Annotated in this window: 18 protein-coding genes; 7 read left to right on the forward strand and 11 right to left on the reverse strand. The window is 69.9% G+C overall.

The features are described 5' to 3' along the window. Positions 1-82: 82 nt before the first annotated feature. From I004_RS0105325 to I004_RS0105340, 4 genes are read right to left on the reverse strand one after another with little or no spacing between them, the layout of a single operon-like run. Complete coding sequence (locus tag I004_RS0105325; protein WP_486579748.1) at positions 83-898, reverse strand: ABC transporter ATP-binding protein; 816 nt, start codon at positions 896-898, stop codon at positions 83-85. Beyond that, entirely contained in the window at positions 898-1,749 is an 852-nt protein-coding gene (locus I004_RS0105330) for an ABC transporter permease (RefSeq protein ID WP_078510849.1), read from the reverse strand. The genes I004_RS0105325 and I004_RS0105330 overlap by 1 nt, the downstream gene beginning before the upstream one ends. After that, positions 1,746-2,633, reverse strand: a complete 888-nt coding sequence (locus I004_RS0105335) for an ABC transporter permease (RefSeq protein WP_078510850.1) — start codon at positions 2,631-2,633, stop codon at positions 1,746-1,748. The genes I004_RS0105330 and I004_RS0105335 overlap by 4 nt, the downstream gene beginning before the upstream one ends. Beyond that, positions 2,596-3,564 carry an ABC transporter substrate-binding protein gene (locus I004_RS0105340; protein ID WP_078510851.1) on the reverse strand — a complete coding sequence of 323 codons (969 nt, stop codon included), beginning with the start codon at positions 3,562-3,564 and terminating at the stop codon, positions 2,596-2,598. The genes I004_RS0105335 and I004_RS0105340 overlap by 38 nt, the downstream gene beginning before the upstream one ends. Positions 3,565-3,878: 314 nt before the next feature. On the opposite strand from I004_RS0105340, the gene I004_RS0105345 reads away from it, so the two are divergent. Both I004_RS0105345 and I004_RS32405 read left to right on the forward strand, forming a co-directional pair. Continuing rightward, positions 3,879-5,204 carry a flavin-dependent oxidoreductase gene (locus I004_RS0105345; RefSeq protein WP_486579749.1) on the forward strand — a complete coding sequence of 442 codons (1,326 nt, stop codon included), beginning with the start codon at positions 3,879-3,881 and terminating at the stop codon, positions 5,202-5,204. Between the two features lie 70 nt (positions 5,205-5,274). Then, positions 5,275-6,036 (forward strand): IclR family transcriptional regulator, encoded by a 762-nt coding sequence (locus I004_RS32405; RefSeq protein ID WP_037975040.1) that lies wholly within the window; start codon positions 5,275-5,277, stop codon positions 6,034-6,036. Positions 6,037-6,095: 59 nt separating this feature from the next. Here the strand turns inward: I004_RS32405 and I004_RS0105355 are convergent, their stop codons facing one another. Genes I004_RS0105355 through I004_RS0105365 form a run of 3 tightly spaced genes read right to left on the reverse strand, consistent with a single transcriptional unit; the run spans position 6,096 to position 9,759 of the window. Beyond that, on the reverse strand, positions 6,096-8,234 hold the full coding sequence (locus tag I004_RS0105355; RefSeq protein WP_051344730.1) for a xanthine dehydrogenase family protein molybdopterin-binding subunit: 2,139 nt from the start codon (positions 8,232-8,234) through the stop codon (positions 6,096-6,098). Then, a complete protein-coding gene (locus I004_RS0105360; RefSeq protein ID WP_028434624.1) occupies positions 8,231-9,223 on the reverse strand; it encodes an FAD binding domain-containing protein in 993 nt (330 codons plus the stop codon). The genes I004_RS0105355 and I004_RS0105360 overlap by 4 nt, the downstream gene beginning before the upstream one ends. Next, entirely contained in the window at positions 9,220-9,759 is a 540-nt protein-coding gene (locus I004_RS0105365) for a 2Fe-2S iron-sulfur cluster-binding protein (protein WP_028434625.1), read from the reverse strand. Before I004_RS0105365 ends, I004_RS0105360 begins: the two co-directional genes overlap by 4 nt. 120 nt (positions 9,760-9,879) lie before the next feature. Here I004_RS0105365 and I004_RS0105370 point away from each other — a divergent pair, with 120 nt between their 5' ends. Both I004_RS0105370 and I004_RS32410 read left to right on the forward strand, forming a co-directional pair. Further along, the gene (locus I004_RS0105370) at positions 9,880-10,236 is read left to right on the forward strand and encodes a PRC-barrel domain-containing protein (RefSeq protein WP_028434626.1); all 357 of its coding nucleotides are present in this window, start codon (positions 9,880-9,882) and stop codon (positions 10,234-10,236) included. Positions 10,237-10,268: 32 nt separating this feature from the next. Beyond that, complete coding sequence (locus I004_RS32410; protein WP_037975042.1) at positions 10,269-10,670, forward strand: RNA-binding S4 domain-containing protein; 402 nt, start codon at positions 10,269-10,271, stop codon at positions 10,668-10,670. A gap of 92 nt (positions 10,671-10,762) precedes the next feature. On the opposite strand, the gene I004_RS0105380 is transcribed toward I004_RS32410, so the two are convergent. Further along, positions 10,763-11,680: a 2-dehydropantoate 2-reductase gene (locus tag I004_RS0105380; protein WP_028434627.1), complete on the reverse strand. Its 918-nt coding sequence runs from the start codon at positions 11,678-11,680 to the stop codon at positions 10,763-10,765. Positions 11,681-11,825: 145 nt separating this feature from the next. Here I004_RS0105380 and I004_RS32415 point away from each other — a divergent pair, with 145 nt between their 5' ends. Further along, a complete protein-coding gene (locus I004_RS32415; protein ID WP_486579750.1) occupies positions 11,826-13,355 on the forward strand; it encodes a hypothetical protein in 1,530 nt (509 codons plus the stop codon). Positions 13,356-13,529: 174 nt separating this feature from the next. Here I004_RS32415 and I004_RS0105390 read toward each other — a convergent pair whose 3' ends face one another. The 3 genes from I004_RS0105390 to I004_RS0105400 all read right to left on the reverse strand — a co-directional run bounded on the left by I004_RS0105390 (position 13,530) and on the right by I004_RS0105400 (position 15,576). Then, on the reverse strand, positions 13,530-13,952 hold the full coding sequence (locus I004_RS0105390; protein ID WP_028434628.1) for an LAETG motif-containing sortase-dependent surface protein: 423 nt from the start codon (positions 13,950-13,952) through the stop codon (positions 13,530-13,532). Positions 13,953-14,205: 253 nt separating this feature from the next. Beyond that, complete coding sequence (locus I004_RS0105395; RefSeq protein WP_028434629.1) at positions 14,206-14,409, reverse strand: cold-shock protein; 204 nt, start codon at positions 14,407-14,409, stop codon at positions 14,206-14,208. Between the two features lie 195 nt (positions 14,410-14,604). Continuing rightward, complete coding sequence (locus I004_RS0105400; protein WP_028434630.1) at positions 14,605-15,576, reverse strand: multicopper oxidase domain-containing protein; 972 nt, start codon at positions 15,574-15,576, stop codon at positions 14,605-14,607. 227 nt (positions 15,577-15,803) lie between these two features. Here I004_RS0105400 and I004_RS0105405 point away from each other — a divergent pair, with 227 nt between their 5' ends. Both I004_RS0105405 and I004_RS0105410 read left to right on the forward strand, forming a co-directional pair. Further along, on the forward strand, positions 15,804-18,335 hold the full coding sequence (locus I004_RS0105405) for a ThuA domain-containing protein (RefSeq protein ID WP_028434631.1): 2,532 nt from the start codon (positions 15,804-15,806) through the stop codon (positions 18,333-18,335). A gap of 89 nt (positions 18,336-18,424) precedes the next feature. Continuing rightward, the gene (locus tag I004_RS0105410) at positions 18,425-20,581 is read left to right on the forward strand and encodes an OmpL47-type beta-barrel domain-containing protein (protein WP_037975248.1); all 2,157 of its coding nucleotides are present in this window, start codon (positions 18,425-18,427) and stop codon (positions 20,579-20,581) included. Positions 20,582-20,812: the final 231 nt, after the last annotated feature.

Below are 20,812 nucleotides of genomic sequence, written 5' to 3' on the forward strand. Positions count from 1 at the left end.
AACCTTGCAACGGTTGCGGGAGAGTTGTCGCCCGGTTTGTTTCCGCCCGCCCGGCCACCCGCTTGGATCGGGCCACGCCCGACTACGGCCTCTCGCCCCGCTTCGCCCTCTGCACCAGCCCGTAGACCTCGGTGCGCAGCTCCGAGAAGCGCGGATCGTTGCGTGTGGAGAGCTGGTCACGCCGGTCGGGCAGGTCGACGGTGACGTCCTGCATGATCTCCGTCGGCCGCCCCGAGAGGACCAGTACCCGCTGGCCCAGGTAGATGGCCTCGTCGATGTCGTGCGTGACGAAGAGCAGCGTGATGCCCAGCCGGTGCCACAACTCCCGTACGAGGTCCTCCAGGTCGGCGCGCGTCTGCGCGTCCACGGCCGCGAACGGCTCGTCCATGAGCAGGATGTGCGGTTCGTAGGCGACGGCGCGTGCGATCGCCACCCGCTGCTGCATGCCTCCGGACAACTGCCAGGGGTAGGACCGGCGTACGTCGGACAGGCCCACCGCCTCCAGCGAACTGTCCACGAGGCGGCGCCGCTCGGCCTTCCCCGTCCCCTTCTCCTTCAGGGGCAGTTCGACGTTCTGCGCGACGGTGAGCCAGGGGAAGAGGCTGCGCGCGTAGTCCTGGAAGACGACCGCCATACCCTTGGGCGGTCCCGATACGGCGCTGCCTTCGAGGAAGACCTCGCCGCTCGTGGGTGGCAACAGCCCGGCGATGCACCGCAGGAGAGTGGTCTTGCCGGCTCCTGACGGTCCGACGACGCAGACCATCTCTCCGCTGCCGAGGCCGAAGGTGAGGTCGCGGACGGCCTCCACCGGCCCTTCGGCGGACTCGTAGACCTTTCGCAGGCCGCACACGTTGAGCATCCGGGTCGGGTTTTCCGTGTCCGGAGTCGCGGTGACCATCAGTTGCCTCCTCGTTGTGACTGGCGCTGCCCGCGGTACCAGGCCAGTGCCGAGCGCTCGACGGCGCGGAAGACCAGGGACAGCAGGACGCCCAGCAGGCCCAGCAGCGTGATGCCGGTCCACATCTCGGGCAGGGCGAAGCTGCGCTGGAACTGGACGATGGAGTAGCCGAGGCCGTTGTTCGCGGCGAACATCTCCGAGATCACCATCAGGATGATGGCGATGGACAGCGCCTGCCGGGCTCCGGTGAAGATCTGCGGGGCGGCACCGGGCAGCGTCACCTTCCGCAAGCGGGTCAGCGGGCGGAGCCCGTAGACCCGGGAGGTGTCACGCAGCAGTTCGTCGATACCGCGCACACCTTCGACGGTGTTGAGCAGGATCGGCCACAGCGCGCCGGTCGCGATCACGAAGACCTTCATGGTGGTGCCGATGCCGAAGAGAAGCATCAGCACGGGCACCATGACGGGCGGCGGAATGGCGCGGAAGAACTCGAGCACCGGCTCGGTGACGGCCCGTACGTTCGCGGACGAGCCGATCAGCACTCCCAGGGCGACGCCCAGCGCGAGGGCCAGACCGTAACCGGCGAACAGCCGCGCCATCGAGGGAAGTACGTCGTCAGTGATGCGGCCGTCGAGCCAGGTCGGCGCGTAGGCGGAGACGATGTCGCTCAGCGGCGGGAAGAAGAAGTCACCGCTGCGCTCGGAGACCGCCCACCAGACGGCGACGAGAAGCGCGGGAAGGCCCAGGACCGTCAACAGCCGCCTGCACAGGGCCAGTCCGGGGTTCCGGCGGGCTCGTTTCCCGTCGGCAGTCGGGAGGATGCGCGCCGCTCCGGCAGAGGTGGCGTTCATGATGCAGACTCCCGCCGTACGGAGGGGTGCCAGCGCAGTACGCGGCGCTCCAGCGAACGCGTCAGCAGGTTCACCGCCACCCCCAGCAGACCCGTGACGATCACCAGTGCGTACATCGAGGGCATCGCGCCCGAGGTCTCGGCGAGCGAAATGAGGCGCCCAAGGCCGGGAGTGCCGATGATCAACTCCCCGGTGACGGTGAGTATGAGGGCCACGCTCGCGGCCAGCCGGAAGCCGACGACGGCGTAGGGAAGCGTGGTCGGCCACACCAACCGCACCGCCCGCGTCCGCCGGGAGAACCGGAAGGAGCGGGCCGTGTCCCGAGCGACGGGGTCCACGTCCTGTACGCCGGCGAGGACCTGTACGAGCACTTGCCAGAAGGACGCGTAGACCACCAGCAGAAGCGTCGACTCCATTCCGGTGCCGTACAGCAGCACGGCGAGCGGGATCAGCGCAACCGAGGGGATCGGGCGCAGGAATTCGATGGTGGAGGCGGTCGCCTCTCGCAACAGGGGAACGGAGCCCACGGTCAGCCCGGTCAGCGTCCCCGCCACGACGGCGATGCACAGACCGAGGCACCAGGTGGTCAGGGTGTCGCGCAGCGCCTGCCAGAACCCGGGCGCGCGTGCGTGATCCCCCAGGGCGGAGGCCATCTCGGAGAACGGCGGCAGGAACCGGGCATCGACGAGCCCGGTGTGCGGCAGCGCCTCCAGCGCCAGCAGGAACGCGGCGATCCCGGCCAGGCCGAGCAGCACCTTGCGGGGTCCGCACCCCTTCCGACGGCCCGCGGAGCCGGCGGCCGTTGCCGCCTGACCGGGGCGGGACGCCTCCTGCGCGGCCGCGCCCTCAGCGGGCGGTGACGGCGTCGACGTCGATGCGTTCATCCACGTACCCCCTCCGAAGCATCCGGTCGGCGATGAACCGCAGCGAGCCGGCATCGACGTCGCTCTTGAACTGAGGAAGCGTCACTTTCGACGCGATCGGCGGCTTCATCTTCGTGATCTTCGGCAGCGCCTTCCGGAAGGAGTCCGGGTCCTCCGATATGGCACGTGCCGTGTCGGCCACTCCCGCGCGGAACGCCTCCGCCCGTGCGCCGTTCTCCTTCATGAACCGGTCCGTCGCCAGGTACGAGCCGACCTGGAGGCCCCGGCGCGCCTCTGCGTACGGGCGCAGGACCGTGCGGTCGCCCTGTGCGGCGCCCATGCTGAGGAAGGGTTCGATGACCCAGGCGGCATCGACGCGGCCGTTCTTCAGCGCCGGAAGCATCTGCGGGAAGTCGATCTCGACGAACTCGATGTCGGAGGTGTCCACTCCGCGCTTCTCCAGGGCCGCCTCGATGGTGATGTCGCCGATGTTCTCCAGCGTGTTCACGGCGATCGTCTTTCCCCTGAGGTCCTTCGCCGAGGCGATGGCGGAACCGCGGGGTACGAGCACGCCGGAGAAGTCCTCGGCGGTGTCGTCGGTGGCGAAGGTCCCCGGCGCGATGACCCGCACGGGCAGGCCCTGGTGTCCTGCGAGCATTCCGCTCACGACGTTCGAACCCGCGATGTCGAGGTCACCGCCGACGAGTCCGGGTATCGCCGCGGCTCCACCGGCGGACGGCTTGATCTCGATGTCGATGCCGTGGTCCTTGAAGTAGCCCCGCTGCTTGCCGAACTGGAGGAACGCGGACGGCATCCCGTCGGTCTCGCCGACCCGGAGGACGTTGCCGGCACGGCCGGACTCCTCCCGGTCCCCGGGAGACCCCGCGCCGCAGGCGGCGACGCCGAAGAGCGCGGCGCTCAGCAGGGCCGCGGCCCTCATTCGGTTTCTCATCGCTGTCCTCTCCCGGCTGGCCGCCCGGGGCGGCTTCCGGCGAAGCGGTCGCACCGCCGGCTGTCGGCCGGCCGCCTGGGGCGGCCTGGGAGGCCGTCGTAAAGCCTCGATGCCGGGGTCTCGGCCCTTCCCGACGTCAGCAACGTAGACGGCCTCTTCACATGCTCGGGATTCCGGCCACTCGGATTCTGCTATGGCGAATCTTCCGGTCTCACACGGTCGCGGAGGAGCACCTCGCGCATCATCGGATACGGCCGGAGCCACGTATCGACCGGCCCAGGAGTACGGGCGGAGCTGTTCCACGGAACAGAATCGTGACTGTTTTCCGCCGTACCCGGCCGCTGGTGGCCGCCCGCCGTGCGGCCGGAACCGGACGTGTGACGAGAAGGGCAAGACCGCACATGAACGTCGTCGTCGTCGGCGCGGGAATCGGAGGGCTCACACTCGCCCTCGAACTGCACCAGGCCGGCATCCCCTGCCGCGTACTGGAGGCGGCGCCGCAGCTCGAACCCGTCGGAGCCGGCATCAACCTCCTCCCGCACGCGATGCGCGTGCTGCACGGGCTCGGCGTCGCGGAGCGGATGGAGGACGCCGGGGTCGCGACGAAGGAGTCCGTCTTCTTCAACCGCTTCGGCCAGTTCGTCTACCGGGAGCCGTCGGGCCGGTACGCCGGCTACGAACAGCCACAGGTGTCCATGCACCGCGGCGACGTGCAGTTCACGCTGCTCGCCGCCGTGCGGGAGAGGCTCGGCCACGACGCCGTGGAGCTCGGCCGAAAGGTCACGTACGTGCACGACGACGGCAGAAGCGTGCGGCTGACCGTCGAGGACACCGCGACGGGAGCGCGTACGGAGGAGACCGCCACGGTCGCCGTGGGCTGCGACGGGATCCACTCGGCGGTGCGGTCGCAGTTCTACCCGGACGAGGGCGCCCCCGTGTACTCGGGCGTGACGATGTGGCGGGGCACCACCGAGTGGAAGCCGTTCCTCAGCGGGGCCAGCATGGTGCGGGCCGGCTGGCTCGCCTCCGGGAAAATGGTGATCTATCCCGTACGCGAAGATGTGGGCGCCGGCGGCGAGCAGCTCGTCAACTGGGTGGCCGAGGTGGAGCGTCCCCGCAGCCCCGAGCGGGACTGGACCCGCCGGGGCCGGATCGAGGACTTCATCGACGTGTTCGAGGACTGGCGGTTCGACTGGCTCGACGTTCCCGCGCTCATCCGCAGCACGCAGACGATCCTCGAATACCCGATGGTGGACCAGGACCCGATCCCCCGCTGGACGTTCGGCGGCGTGACGCTGCTCGGCGACGCCGCGCATCCCATGGTCCCCAGGGGCTCCAACGGCGCGGGCCAGGCCGTCCTCGACGCACGGGCGCTGCGCATCGCGCTGGAGAGTTCGTCCGATCCCCGCGAGGCACTGCTCGGCTACGAGTCGCGGCGGCTGCCCGCCACAGCGGAAGTCGTGCAGGCCAACCGCACGCGGCCGCCGGATACGATCCTCAAGGAGGTCTACGAACGCACCGGTGACCGTCCCTTCCGGCGCATCGAGGACGTCATGAGCCTCGAGGAAATGGCCGCGATCTCCGACAGCTACAAGAAGGTCGCCTCCTATGACAGAGAGCGCGTCAGCAAGCAGGAATAGGGCCGCGGCACCGCGCCGGGAACGGCCGCGTGCCGCCCGCGGGGCACGCGCGGAGGAAGAAGCGCAGCCGGTGGCGCCGCCCTACAGCCTCGCCTCGGTGGACAACGCACTGCGGCTGATCCACGCCCTGGACGAGAACGGAGAGCTCCGCGTGTCCGAGGCGGCCACGCTTCTCGGCGTGGCGCGCTCCACCGCCCACCGTCTGCTGTCGACGCTGTCATTCCGCGGATTCGCCCAGCAGTCCGGGACGAGCCACGTCTACCGTCCCGGCCCGGCACTGGCCGAAGCGGGCCTGCGGGCACTCACCCGTATCGACCTGCGCCAGGTGGCACGCCCTCACCTGCGGGCCCTCGCCGAGGAGACCGGAGAGACGGTGCACCTGGCGGTGCTGGAGGGCAACGGCGTCCGCTTCGTCGACGGCGTCGAGAGCGCACAGCCGCTGCGAGTGGGGCTGCGCACCGGCATGGTGCTTCCCGCCCACGCCACGTCCGCGGGCAAGGCCATCCTGGGTGCCATGCCGGCGGAGCAGGTGCGGGACCTCTACCCGCGCGGTGTGCAGACGCTGACCGGCAGGACGCTCAAGTCCATCGAGGACATCGAGAGCCACCTGGCCGGAGTGGCCCATGCCGGCTACGCCACCAACCACGGGGAGAGCGCCGACGACGTCGCCGCGGTGGGTGTCGTCGTACGGGACCGGACCAGGGCGCCGGTCGGGGCGATCGCGGTGGCCGCTCCGACGGACCGGCTGCTGCCCTCGCGCATTCCTCTGATCGTGATCCGCATGCACCGCGCCGGCCTCGCGATCAGCGACGACTTCGGCGCCTTCCGCTGAGCTGCGCCCGGTGGTCGTCCGCCCCAGCCGGCAGGTGCGCCGCCGTTGGAGCCGGCCCGTCAGGTGGGGAGCAGCTTGTCCGGTGTGACCGGCAGGTCGCGGACGCGGATCCCCGTGGCGTTGTGCACGGCGTTGACGACGGCCGCCGGCGAGCCGACGATGCCGATCTCGCCGATGCCCTTGGAGCCCATGGGGTTGGCGTGCAGGTCGGGTTCGTCGAGCCAGATCGCCTCGATGTCCTGGACGTCCGCGCAGGTGGGGATGTGGTACTGCGCGAAGTCGTGGTTGATGACGTGGCCCGTGCCGTGGTCGAAGACGCTTTCCTCGAACAGCGCCATCGACATCCCCATGATCATGCCGCCGATCAACTGGGACCGTGCCGTACGGGGGTTGATGATGCGTCCGGCGGCGAAGACACCCAGCATGCGCGGCACGCGGAGCTCTCCGGTGCCGGAGTGCACACGGACCTCGGCGAACTGCGCGCCGAAGGAGTGCGCGGCGTAGTTCTCCAAGGCCGGGTCGGACGGGGTGGAGGCGCGGGTCCGGGCGCCGGGGGCCGGGGTCTCGCCGTGCTCCTCCCTGAAGGCACGGGCGGCGGCGACGACGGTGGTTCCCCACGTGTTGATGCCGGAGGAGGCGCCGGCGACGCTCGCCGGCGGCAGGTCGGTGTCACCGATCTCCAAGTGCACGTCGCCGAACGGGCAATTGAGCGCGTCGGCCGCGATCTGCGTGAGGGCGGTCCAGGTGCCGGTGCCCAGGTCGACCGCGCCGATGCGCACCGCGTATCCGTCGGGTGAGCCCGCGCCGTCCGCCCGGCGCTCGATCTCGGCCGCGGTCCCCGGCATGACGTACATGGGATAGGTCGAGCTCGCGACACCGAGCCCGACCAGCCAGTCTCCCTCGCGCCGGGTGCCGGCTTCGGCGCGCCTGTCCCAGCCGAAGCGCTCCGCGCCGGTGCGCAGGCACTGCACGAGATGGCGTCCGGACCATGGTCTGCCGGTCTCCGGGTCGGTCTCCGGCTCGTTGCGCACGCGCAGTTCGATGGGGTCGAGGCCGCAGGCGAGGGCGAGTTCGTCCATGGCGGCTTCCGAGACGGCCAGTCCCGGTGCCTCGCCGGGGGCCCGCATCCAGGACGGTACGGGGGTGTCCAGCGCCGCGAGCCGGTGACTGGTGCGGCGGTTGTCGGCGGCGTACATCATCCGCGCATGCACCCCCGTCTGCTCCGCGAACTCCTTGATCCTGGCTGTCTGTTCGACGACGTCGTGGCAGAGGGCGGTCAGGCGCCCGCGGGTGTCCGCGCCGAGCCGCACGCGCTGAATGGTGGGGGTGCGGTGGCCGGTGAGCGAGAACATCTGTTGCCGGGTGAGCGCCAGTTTGGCGGGCCTGCCTCCGCAGCGCATCGCTGCCATCACGGCGAGAACGTTGTGCGCGTGCGGCATCCCCTTGGAGCCGAAGCCCCCGCCGACGTGCGGTGAGACGACCCGGACGCGCTCCGGGGGAAGCCCGAACAGCGGCGCGAGGGTCTGCCGGACCTGGTGCGCGCCCTGCGTGGAGTCGTAGACCGTCAACTGCGCTTCGTTGTCAGGGCCTTCCTCCCACACCACGACCGAAGTGTGCGGCTCCATCGGGTTGTTGTGCTCCATCGGGGTTCGGTAGGTCACGTCGACGGTGACCGGGGCCGCGGCGAGGGCGGCGTCCACGTCACCGTCGTCGGAGTCGGGCGGGTCGCCGGGTGTGACGGTCTCCGGCCGGTAGAGGTCCGTCCGGTCTGTGCTCAACTCCGTGTCGTGCAACTGCTGTTCGTATTCGACACCGATGAGCTGCGCGGCCTGCCGTGCCACCTCAGGCGTCTCTGCGAGGACGGCGCCGATGAACTGGCCGCGGAAGTCGACCTCGCGGGACTGGAGCACCGCCAGCTCGGCGTCCCCCGTGTCGGCGAGGCGGGGGGCGTTGTCCGGGGTGAGTACGGCGAGGACGCCGTCGAGCGCCTCCGCCTGTCCGGTGTCCATCACCACGACCCGTCCACGCGCGACCGACGCCTGAAGGGGGTGTACGAACACCGGGCCCGGCAGGGTGTGTTCCCAGGCGTAGGGGGCTCTTCCGGTGACCTTGGCGGGGCCGTCCACGCGCTGCGGCGAGGTGCCGACGCTGTGCACGTCGAGCGGCTTCAGCGGCTGTGAAGCGTCCGGGGCGCTCATCGCCGCTCCTGTGTGGTGAGTCCGCGCAGCAGCTCGGCGAGAGCGTTGCGCGTCATCGGAATCTTGAAGGCGTTGCCGGGCAGCGGACTGGAGTGCCGCAGTTCGGCGTCGGCCGCCCGCATGAAGCTCTCTTCCGTCGGTGCCGCACCGCGCAGCGCCTCTTCGGCGTGCGTGGCACGCCAGGGCTTGTGCGCGAGGCCGCCGAACGCGATGCGCGCCTCGTGCACGCGTTCCGCATCGGCGACGAGGACGGCGCCGGCGGAGACCAGCGCGAAGGCGAACGAGGCGCGGTCGCGCACCTTCCGGTAGCCGCTGCGGGCACCGGCGGGCAGCGGAGGGAGTTCGACGGACGTGACGAGCTCGCCGTGCGCGAGGACCGTGTCGCGTTCGGGCCTGCCGCCGGGCAGACGGTGGAACTCCCGTAGCGGGATGCGCCGTTCACCGTCCTCGCCGAGCACGCCCACCACGGCATCGAGGACGCTCATGGCGACGGCCATGTCCGACGGGTGCACCGCGAGGCAGTGTTCGGACGCGCCGAGCACGGCGTGGTAGCGGTTCCAGCCGCCGACCGCCGCACAACCCGTGCCGGGCTCGCGCTTGTTGCACGGTGTCGTCACGTCCTGGAAGTAGCCGCAGCGGGTTCGCTGCAGCAGATTGCCCGCGGTGGTGGCCGCGTTGCGCAATTGGCCGGAGGCGCCGGCGAGGAGCGCCTGCGAGAGGACGGGGTAGCGCTCGCGCACCAGCGGATGCGCCGCGAGGTCGCTGTTGCGGACGGTGGCACCGATGCGCAGGCCCCCGTCGGGCAGCTCCTCGATCCGGTCGAGCGGCAGCCGCGTCACGTCGACGAGCATGTCGGGAGTGGCGACGCCGAGCTTCATGTGGTCCACGAGATTGGTGCCGCCGGCGAGGAACGCGGCGCCGGGCCGCGCCGTCACGGTGGCGACGGCGCGGCCGGTGTCGGAGGCAGCCGCGTAGTCGAAGGGGATCACTTCGCGGCCACCTCCCGGATCGCCGCGACGATGTTGACGTAGGCGCCGCAGCGGCACAGGTTGCCGCTCATGCGCTCGCGGATCTCGTCGTCGTCGAGTACTGCCGGGGCGCCTCCGGCGGTGGGCCCGGCGTGGCCGCCGTCCGTCATCGGCGTCACGGCGCTGGGGTGCCCGGCGGCCGCTTCGGCGAGCATGCCGGCTGCCGAACAGATCTGGCCCGGCGTGCAGTAGCCGCACTGGAAGCCGTCGTGATCGAGGAACGCCTGCTGCAACGGGTGGAGTTCACCGTCCGCGTCGGCGAGCCCCCCGGCGGTCATCACCTCGGCTCCGTCGTGTGCGACGGCGAAGGTCAGGCAGCTGAGCACGCGGCGGCCGTCTAGCAGCACCGTGCAGGCGCCGCACTGCCCGTGGTCACAGCCCTTCTTGGGCGAGGTGACGGACAGCCGGTCGCGAAGGGCGTCGAGGAGCGTGGTCCGCGTGTCGACGGTCAGGGCACGTCTTTCGCCGTCGACCTGGAGGGTGAGGTGAGAATCCACGCCGCCCCAGTACCACCCGACCGCACAGTGCCAAACCTGGGCATCTGCGGCACGCTGGGGGGGCACGTACCGGTGCGCGGAGACCGTCGGCGGACCGTTGGCGCGAAGGGATGGCGGAAGATGTTCGAGGCAGGCGACATCCGCGAGTGGCGGGACCGTGACGTGGTCGACCCAGGCGGCAGCAAGATCGGCAAGCTCGAGTCCGTGTACGTCGACACTCGCACCGACCAGCCCTTCTTCGCCACCCTCACGACGGGCATGCCCACGCGGCGCAAGCTGGTGTTCGTGCCGCTGACCGGAGCGACGGTCGGTCCGGAGTACGTACGGGTCGCCTACGGGAAGAACGAAGTGCGCGCCGCCCCCTGGATCGATACGGACGGAGAGCTGCCGGCGGAGGACGAGGCCATGGTGTTCGAGCACTACAAGCTGGACTACGAGACGGGCGCGGGCGGCGAGCGCCGCCTCGCACGCCGCTGACCCGTGCGGCCGGTCCCTCTAGAGTCGGGGCCATGGCTGAAGACGCAGGGACCGTACGGGTCGATGTGTGGATCTGGTCCGTACGGCTCACCAAGACCCGCTCGACGGCCGCGTCCGCCTGCCGCGCGGGTCATGTGCGGGTGAACGGCGACCGCGTCAAGCCCGCCCATCCGCTGCGCGCGGGCGACCAGGTGCGGGTGCGGAACGCGGGGCGTGAACGGGTGGTCGTGGTGTCCCGCATCATCCGCAAGCGGGTCGGCGCCCCGGTTGCCGTGGAGTGCTACACCGACCACAGCCCTCCCCCGCCGCCGCGCGAGGCGGTCGCGCCGGCCGGCCGCCGGGACCGCGGCACGGGCCGCCCGACGAAGCGGGATCGGCGCGAGATGGAGCGGCTGCGCGGGATGGACGGCGGTTCGCGCCCCGGCACTTCGTGAGCTGCCGGGCTCGTTGAGCCGCCTCGAGGTCCTCGGCCCCTGCACCGGCTGTGCGTCCACCCCGGCTTCCCGCCTGCCGGCGCGCGGCGCCTTCAGCCCTTCTGGCCCTCGCGCAGCTCGCGGTCCGCGGCACGCAGCATGGTCAGCAGCAGGCGGTTGAGCGGCACGGGGATCCCGTGGCGGTCGGCGCCGCGCACCACCGCTCCGGTGATGTGCTCGTGCTCCAGGGGGCGCCCCGCGAGACGGTCGTAGAAGGTGGAGGTCCCCCCGTCGGGTGCCACCGCGAGGTTCCCCCGCAGTGCACGCCGTACGTCCTTCTCGTCCACCTGCGCACCCTCCGCCTGCGCGACGGCGAGCGCTTCGAGGAGTATCTCCTCGGCCCTCTCGAGCATCTCCGGGTCCTCGAGAATGTGCATGCGCTGCTTGAGGAGCGCGGTCAGCGGGTTGGCGGCGACGTTGGTGAACAGCTTGCGCCAGGCGGCGGTACGGAAGTCCGCGACGCTGCGGACCCTGATCCGGCTGTTCGCGAGCAGGGCCTCGAACCGCTCGGCGGAAGGGCCCTCGGGGACGTGCAGTTCGCTGTTGAAGTGGTGCACGATCCGGCCGGGCGCGACGCGCTCGACGGCCATGAAGGCCAGCGTCGGCATGACCTCGGATCCGGCCGGGAGCAGCGGTGCCACGCGCTCGGTGTGGTCGATGCCGTTCTGGATGACGGCGACGACCGTGTCCGGTCCGCACAGGGCGTTCAGCCAGCCCGTGGCGCCCTCGGTGTCCTGCGCCTTGGTCGTCAGGAAGACCCAGTCGTGCTGCGCCACTTCCTCCGGCGCGGTGGCGAACCGCAGGGCGGGGCGGAGCACTTCACCCTCCGTGCTCAGAGTGAGCTCGTCGAGAGGACTGCGTAGACAGAGGGTGACGTCGTGACCGGCCTCCTGGGCGAAAGCGGCGGTGAGGCCGCCGACCGCGCCGCCGCCGATCACCGCTATGCGTGCGGACGGTGCTGAAGAGCTCATACGGGCGATCGTATGTGCCCACCTGTGAGTGACCTGGCCGGGGCCATCATTACCGTGAAACCGACATAACGGGTGTTACGCATAGATCTCGCCCACCGATCTTCAGCCGGTTCCACCGGTTTCACAAGCGGGACGAGGTTCGGCCATGTACGTGCTGCCTGCTGCTCCGAGCGCACCGGTCACCGACCGCCTCAGACGCCTCCCCGAATACGGGTCAGGGCCCTCCGGTCGCCCTCTGCTCCATCTCGGGGCGGTCGCGGCGCTCTACACCTTGCTGCAGATCCTGCTCGTGCTGCCGGGCACCGGCCTCGGCTGGGACGAGTCGGTCTACATCAGCCAGGTCGACGACCAGGACCCCGTCGCGTACTTCAGCGCCCCCCGCGCCCGCGGCATCTCCTATCTCGTGGCGCCGATCGTCTCGTTCACCTCGTCGACGACGGTTCTGCGCGTCTGTCTCGCCGTGCTGTCCGGTGCGACGCTTCTCGCGGCCCTGTGGGTGTGGCGACGGCTGCTGCCTCTGCCGGTACTCACCTGGGGCGGCGCGCTCTTCGCGGGCCTGTGGGTCACCCTCTACTACGGGCCGCAGGCCATGCCGAACCTGTGGTGTGCCTTCGGCTCGCTGGCGGCCGTGGGGTGCTTCCTTCGCTGCGCACGCGGCGAGGACGACCGCCGCATCCTCGTCGGGCTCGCAGCCTCCGTCGGCGTGGTCGCGCTGATGCGCCCGCCCGACGCCGCCTGGCTGGTGCTCGCCCTCGGCGCCGCGGCGCTGGTGGTACGCAACTGGCGCCGTCCGGTGCTCTTCGTCGCACTGGCCTCGGGGGCGCTGCTGGGTGCCGCGCCATGGATCATCGAGGCGTACACGGCGTACGGCGGCCTCTTCGCACGGCTGCACCGGGGCAGCGACATCCAGGGTGGCATGGGCTGGAACATCGCGATCGGCGATCATGTGCGGGCCCTTCAGGGCCGGATGCTGTGCCGCCCCTGCGACATGGCATGGGAGGAACCGCAGACCGCGGTGTGGTGGTTCGCGCTTCCGATGCTCGCAGGCGCCGGGATCGTGGCGGCCGTACGAGCGGGCAGACGGGACACGGCCGTGCTGGCCACGGTGACCGCGGTCGTTCTCGCCCTGCCCTACCTCTTCCTCATGGGTTACGCCGCACCCCGCTTCCTCCTGCCGTCCTACGCGCTGATCGCGCTCCCCGTCGGCGAGTGCGTGCGGCGGGCGTTCGCACAGGGCCCGAACGGACCGCGCCCGCTGCTGCTGATCCTCGTGCCGGCTCTCCTGCTGGGGAGTCACTTCGGCGTGCAGTACCAGGTGCTGGGCTCGGTGCTGGAGCGCAACTACACGATGACGGGGCGACTGACGGAGGCCGCTGACGCGATGCACCGGCTCGGCCTGCGCGCCCCGTGCACGCTCACGGGACCGCTCGCCGTGCCGATGGCCCACTACGCGGGATGCACTTCGCTCCAGTCCAACGGCCACGACATGAACATCACCGGAGACGGTCTGCGGCGGCTCGCGCTGCGGAACGAGCCGATGGCGGTGACCACCCGCAACCACCGCCCGCCGCCCAGCTGGGCACGCGGCTGGCCCTCCCTTCCGCTGCGTCAGCTGCCGGGCTACCGCGTCTACGTGACACCCGACGGCGGGCGGAACGCACCCGGTCAGAGGTGATCGCGGGGCACGCGCCCGTTCCAGGTGCGGGAAGACCCGCTGGTCGCCCTCGTGGCCGTCGAGCGTGGCGTCCAGCACGAACTCCGTCTCGGTCGACTCAACAGCTCACAGGGCCGTGGCCGGACACCCACGAGGCCCCGCCGAGACCGGCGGGACCTCGTGGGTGACTGCGCGTCAGCTCTCGGTGCGGCGCCTGCGGGTCGCGACGAGCACACCCGCTCCGGCGACGAGTACGAGCCCGCCTCCGATCGCCAGGTACGGGGTGGCGCTGCTGCCGCCCGTCTCGGCGAGCCCTTCGTCCTGCTTCGCGGTGGCCTCATCGCCGTTCGACTCGCCGCTGCCGGAGTCCTCGCCCTTGTCCCGGTCCTTTGCGGGCACGAAGCCGGCAGGCGGCTGGTCGCAGCCGACGCCGTCGCCGTCCCGGTCCAGGTGCTTCCCGTAGTGCGAGTCACCCTTGTGGATGTTGGAGTACCCGGCGTCGTAGGCGGCGGTGCAGTTCTCGAACGGGTGGCCGCCGTCGTGCGCGAACGCGGCGGAGGGCGCCAGGGCCAGAGCCAGGGCGCCGGCGGTGAGGGTGACGGATCTGAGGATGTTCACGTGTGCCTCTCGGGGCGCTTGTCGGAACAGGAGCCGCCGACGGTAGTCGGATTCCTCACGACTGTTCCGTGGATACCGGACATAGGGACATGGCTGTGACATTGCCCGAACTCGCGCCATGCCGACCGGAGTTGGCGGCCCCACCCGTTCCCCTGACCGCCGAAGCCCAGGGAAGGCCGATGGCCCCGCACACGCCGAGGGGCCCGCACCTGCAGTCAGCTGCAGGTGCGGGCCCCTCGGGCGAAGCTTGTGATCAGGCGGGGGTGATGTTCTCCGCCTGCGGGCCCTTCTGGCCCTGCGTGACGTCGAAGTTCACCTTCTGGCCCTCGTGGAGCTCACGGTAGCCCTGGGCGGCGATGTTCGAGTAGTGGGCGAAGACGTCGGCGCCGCCACCCTCCTGCTCGATGAAGCCGAAGCCCTTTTCCGAGTTGAACCACTTCACGGTGCCGGATGCCATGTCGATCTCCCTCTGAGGCAAAACTGGTGCTCCGCACCTCGCGGGGCACCGTCGCCGCCCTGACCCCATCCAGAAACACCGGAAAACAGAAATGCGCCTGAGGTCACAACCGTCAGGCGCACACAAGTAATGGGTACCAAAACTGCAACTCGTGCAACTTAGCACACCTCAGACGCCTCGGTTCACATCGGCCCATCAGTGATGGTCGTGGCCGGGGACCGTGCCGTCCGGCTTCGCGACCAGCAGCATTCCCGCCATGCCCATGTCCGAGTGGCTCTGCACATGGCAGTGGTACATCCACGCGCCGGCGCCCGCCTCCTCCCCCGCGATGATCTGGAAGCCGAACGAGTCGGCGGGGCCGGTGATCTTGTTGTCGACGATCCGGCTGGGGTCGCCGGGGCCCTCCAGCAGGCCCGTCCGGTTGTCGGCCCAGCGATGCCCGTGCACATGGAAGGTGTGGTAGTACTCGCCGTGCGTGATCATGATGATCTCGACGCGGTCGCCCACGGTCACCTTGAAATCGGGCCCCTTGGGCTGGTTGTTGATCGTCATGTCGTTGAAGACGATGGTGATCTGCTCCTCCGGCAGGATGTCGCCTTCCCTGCGCACGACGAGGGGCCCGTAGAGGCCGGCGCGGATGCCGCCGGTGCCGTGCTCGGTGCCCACGATGTGGTCGTGGTAGTGCCAGTAACCCGCGCTGCCCGCCCGGTACGTGCCGTCCTTACGCTTGCCCGGTGCGTGGGTGCGCCAGGTGTACGTGCGCTTCCCGCCGGGCTCGACGACGCTGTCGTTCATCTTGGTGCCGTCGTTGGCCCGGTCGTAGTCGACGCCGTGCGGGTGGAGGCTGACCGTGGTGTCGGTCGTGTTCTCGAACTCGATGTGAAGGGTGTCGCCTTCGACGAGTTCGATGAGCGGCCCGGGCACCGTCGCCTTGCCCTTCTCCAGGCCGTAGCCGATCTGATCGCCTGCCAACTTCTGTGCGTAGAGCTTCATATGGCGCACCTCGCCCCCGGGCCCGGCCCGGCGGACGCCCGCGGATACCTGCGGGGCGGCGGACGCGGGAGAGGCGAGGACGGCGGGTCCGAGCGCGGCCGCCGCCGATCCGGCGAGAAGGCGTCTGCTGAAGCTGCGACGGGCGAGGCTGCTGCTGCCGGACGTCTCGGACATCGGTCTCCCTTCGGCGACGGACGGAGCCGCCACTGCCTGCCTGCGTGCCTGAACTACCCCTGCGCGCTTGGACATTGAGGTGAGCCGACAAGGACCGTAGCGTCGTCGGCCTCGTTTATCCATATCCAGGACAAAGTTCGTTGAATCGTGGTCATAGCTCTTGGCGTTCCACCGAAAGAGGTCTAACTTCTTCGTCGTTTCTGTGACTTAAGAGGGGTGGATCAGTCATGCGGCTCGAACCGCTTCAAAAGCCCTCACACCTCAGAGGGTTGCGCAGGTCACGGCTCACGTTCCGGCGGATCTCCCGGCGCGGCCGGCTCGCGGCGCTGCTGGCCGGAGCGGTCTCGGCCGCCCTGCTCGGCGGATCCCCGGCCCTCGCGGGCACTCCGCAGGACCCGTCGGCCGCGAAGCTCCAACTCCCCTCCCCGCCGGGCGGGGAGAATGTCCGCGTGCTGGTCTTCCACGGCTCCGCCGGGGACGAGCCGCCCACCGTCGATGCCGGGATCGAGGCCATCGAGCAGATCGGCCGGAGCGGCCCGGCCGCACAGCGTTTCACGATCACCGCGACGGCCGACCCCTCGGTGTTCACCTCCGAGAAGCTCGGCAAGTTCAACGCGGTCGTCTTCCTCACCGGCGGCGGCGACGTTCTCGACCCTGCGCAGGAAGCCGGTCTGGAGGGCTACATGGAGGCCGGCGGCGGCTTCCTGGGCATCCACGGCGCGGCGGACGCGGAGCCGTACTCCGACTGGTTCTCCGGTCTGGTGGGCGCACGTCCCGCGGCGGACGGACCCGCCAAGGCGCAGCGCGCCACCGTGGAGGTCGGCGACCGCCGCAACCCGGCGGCCAAGGGACTGCCCACGGAGTGGAAGCGTCCCGACAAGTGGCTCAACTGGGAGAAGAACCCGAGCGGTTCGGTGCACACCGTCGCCCGCGTACGTGAGCGGAGCTACGACCCCGGCCAGGGCGCCATGGGCTGGGACCACCCGATCTCCTGGTGCCGCGACTACGACGGCGGGCGTTCCTTCTACACCGGCATGGGCGGCACCGCCGACAGCTTCCAGGAAGCCGACTTCCGCACCCATCTGCGCGGTGCGCTGCTGTGGACGACGCGGCTGGCGCGGGCCGACTGCCAGGCCACCGTCACCTCCAACTACAAGGCGGAGCGGGTCACTTCGCCGAACAAGCCCGGCGAGTCCGATCAGATCGGCGAGCCCCACGGCATGGCGACGGCCAACGACGGCCGCGTCTTCTACATCGGACGCGGCGGCGGCGACGGCGACGCTCCCGTGGTGACCGACTGGGACGATCCGCAGATCGGCAAGGGCCAGGGCACGGTGCACGTCTACGACCCGGAGACCAAGAAGGTCTCCCTGGTCGGCTCGCTCACCGTGTTCGGCAACAAGGGCGGCGGCGACGAGCTCGTCAAGGTCGAGGAGGGCCTGCTGGGCATCGTCCTCGACCCGGACTTCGCCGACAACGGCCGGCTGTATCTGCACTACACGCCGCACTCGCAGCTCGACCGGGACAAGCACATGGCCGAGCGCCGCGTCTCCCGCTTCACCGTGGACGCGAAGACCGGGAAGCTGGACGAGTCCTCGGAGAAGGTCCTGCTCAAGTGGCCCGTACAGGTTCACAGTTGCTGCCATGCGGGCGGCGGCATGGCCTTCGACTCCAAGCGCAACCTCTACATCGCCACCGGCGACAACAACTCCTCGCGGTTCAGCGACGGTTACTCGGGCAACAACCCCGAACCCTCCTTCAAGGGTGTCTCCTTCGCCGACGCCCGCCGCACCGCGGGCAACACGAACAATCTCAACGGCAAGATCCTGCGCATCCACCCCGAGGACGACGGCACCTACACCCTCCCCGAGGGGAACCTCTTCACGGGCAAGGAGACCGACGAAGGCGGCGGCAAGACCCGTGGCGAGATCTATGTGATGGGCGTGCGCAACCCCGCCCGTATCTCCATCGACACCAAGACCGATGTCCTGTACGCCGGTTGGGTCGGACCCGACGCGGGTGCGCCGAGCACGACGTGGGGCCCCGCCAAGTACGACACCTTCGCCCGCATCACGAAGGCAGGCAATCAGGGCTGGCCGTACTGCATGGGCAACAAGCAGCCCTACCGTGACCGCAATCTGCCCGACCCGGAAAAGCCGCTGGGCTGGTACGACTGCGACCACCTGAAGAACGAATCCCCCAACAACGACGGGCTGGTGAACATCCCGCCCGCACAGCCGAACAACATCTGGTACTCCCCGCAGGGCGGCGCCCCGGACTACCCGCGTGACGAGAACGGCGTGCCCAGCTACAAGACCGACGAGCAGAAGCTGCTGCTGCCGTGGCTGAAGGGCGGCGGCCAGGCCACCATGGACGGCCCGGTCTACCGCTTCGACAAGTCCGTGGCCTCGAAGGCCAAGTGGCCCGCCTACTGGGACGGCAAGTGGTTCGTCGGCGACTTCTACGACGCCGAACAGCCCAGACACGCCGTGGTGATGCCCGACGGCGACGAGCCCGGTGCGCTCCCGGTGCACGCCGAGAGCCTGCGCAAGATCATCCCGGTGGGTGAGGGCGGCATCCGCAACCTGATGGACTGGAAGTTCGCCCCGGACGGCTCGCTCTACGTCCTCGACTACGGGCGCGGCTTCTTCACCTCCGACGACAAGTCGGCCCTGTGGCACGTCACTTACCAGGGCGGCAAGGCCACTCCCGCTGCCGGCGACGTCGTCGGCAAGAGCGCGAAGGGGGCGTCACGATGACCCCGTACGCACGCACACGCACCAGGCCGGGCGCTCGCCGGCGGCGTGCTTTCCGTACCGCTGTGACGGCGCTGTTCGCGTCCCTGCTCATGGTGCTGGGCCTGACCTCGGCACCGGCGTACGGGCAGCAGGCGCCGCCCGGCGGCTCCGGCACGGCGGCCGCACAGCTGCTGAGGTGGACCGCGGGCGACGACATCACCCGCTACACCTCGGCACCGGAGACGGCGGTGGCGGGCCCGGCGACCATCGAGTTCGAGAACAGCGAGGCGACTGGCAACACCACGTCCATGCCGCACACGCTGACGTTCGTCACCAGCGACCCCGACTACAACGACGACGTGAACGTCAACATCCTCGCCAACCCCTCGGACGCGCAGGGCGGCAAGCATTCCGTCGAAGTCACCCTGACCCCCGGGACGTACAAGTACCACTGCACCATCCCCGGTCACGGACAGATGCAGGGCACCCTCGTCGTCACCGACGGCGGCGAGGGCGAGGACACCACTCCCCCGGAGACGTCCGCCAAGGTCGAGGGCGACAAGAACGCGGACGGTGCGTACGTGGGCATGGCCACCGTCACCGTGACCGCCTCCGACAGCGGAAGCGGCGTCAACACGGTCGAGTACGCGCTGGGCGACGGCGGCTACCAGGCCTACACCGCACCGGTGATGGTGCACGAAACCGGCGCGCACACCTTCCGCTACAGAGCCACCGACAAGGACGGCAACGTGGCGGAGGAGAAGTCGGTGGAGTTCACCGTCGTCGCACCTCCCACGGATGACACCACACCGCCGGAGACCTCCGCGACGGTCGACGGTGAACAGGACGGCGACGGCGCGTACGTGGGCATGGCCACGGTCACCGTCACGGCGTCCGACGCCGGGTCGGGCGTCAACACGGTCGAATACGCCCTGGGTGACGGGGAGTTCCAGCCCTACACGGCACCCGTGATGGTGCACGAGCCGGGCACCCACACTGTCCGCTACAAGGCGACGGACAAGGCGGGCAACGCCGCCGCGGCCAAGTCCGTGGAGTTCACGGTCGTCGAGCAGCCTCAGGAGGACACGACTCCGCCGGAGACCACAGCGAAAACGGAGGGCACGACCAACTCCGACGGCGACTACCTCGGCAAGGCCACGGTGACCCTCACCGCCACGGATGAGGGATCAGGGGTGGAGAAGGTCGAATACTCCCTCGACGGGGGCCCGTTCCTCGCCTACACCGACCCCGTCGTGGTGGACCGTGCGGGCCATCACAGCGTCGCCCACCGGGCGACCGACAAGGCCGGCAACACCTCGCAGGCCATCGCCGAGTCCTTCGACGTCGTACCCGGCGGCGGTGTGCCCGCACCCGACTGCCCCGAGTACGACGAGCGGGAGACCGTCTTCGTCGGCGACATCGACACCGGCGTCCCCAACCGGATGACGCGCCAGCGGTGCACCGTGGGCGAGCTGATCGAGGACGAGAAGGACTGGTCCTCGCATGCCCTGTTCCTCAAGCACGTCACGAAGGTCATCGACGCGCTGCTCAAGGACAAGGTGCTCGATGCGCGTGAGCACAAGCTGATCTACCAGGCCGCGAAGAAGTCGGGCATCGGCAAGCCCGGACAGCAGACCGGCTACAAGAAGCTGTTCGACGGGACGAAGGAGACCTTCGACCGCTGGCAGCACGTCGGCGGCGGAGCGTTCTCCCTCAACGGCGACGGCAGCATGACCAGCAGCACCCAGGTCGAGGGCATGGGCATGCTCTGGTATCCGAAGCGCAAGTACGCCGACTACTCGCTGAAGCTGCAGTTCCGCGACGACGCTCCCGGCAACGGGAACGCCAACTCCGGTGTCTTCGCCCGCTTCCCGTACGTCCACGACAACCCGGAGGAGTCACGGCCCGAGTGGGTCGCCATCAAGTTCGGGCACGAGCTGCAGATCCTCGACAGGCCCGACGGCGACATGTACAAGACCGGCTCGGTCTACGGCTTCGACCGCGTGGGACTGGCCGGCGCCGGCGTCACCCCGAAGGGCACGTGGAACGACTACGAGATCAAAGTCGTCGGGCAGCACTATTCGATCTACCGGAACGGAGAGCTGATCAACGAGTTCGACAACACCGGCGGCCAGGTCTTCGAGCCGCCACGCGGCGACGACCCCGGCACCGACGGGCGCCGGTATGCCTCGGGCTACATCGGCCTCCAGGTCCACGGCGTCACGGACGTGATCTCCTACCGGGACGTGCGGATCAAGGAGCTCTGACGCGGCTGCTGTGGGCGACGCCCTCAGCCGAAGGGGTCCCGCCATGTACGGCGGGGCCCCTTCGCGTCGTCCTGTCGAAATGCGCCAATGGGCCCGCACCGATCAGAGGCCCGAACTACGCTGCCTGGCACGACGCCGCCTGCTGCCTGGCTCCGCCGCTTCGACGGCCGGCGACGCCCCGCCGGCGGGCCCGCCTCGCAACGCCGTCACTGTCGACCACGTTCATTCCTG

The organism is Streptomyces sp. TAA486, assembly GCF_000426165.1.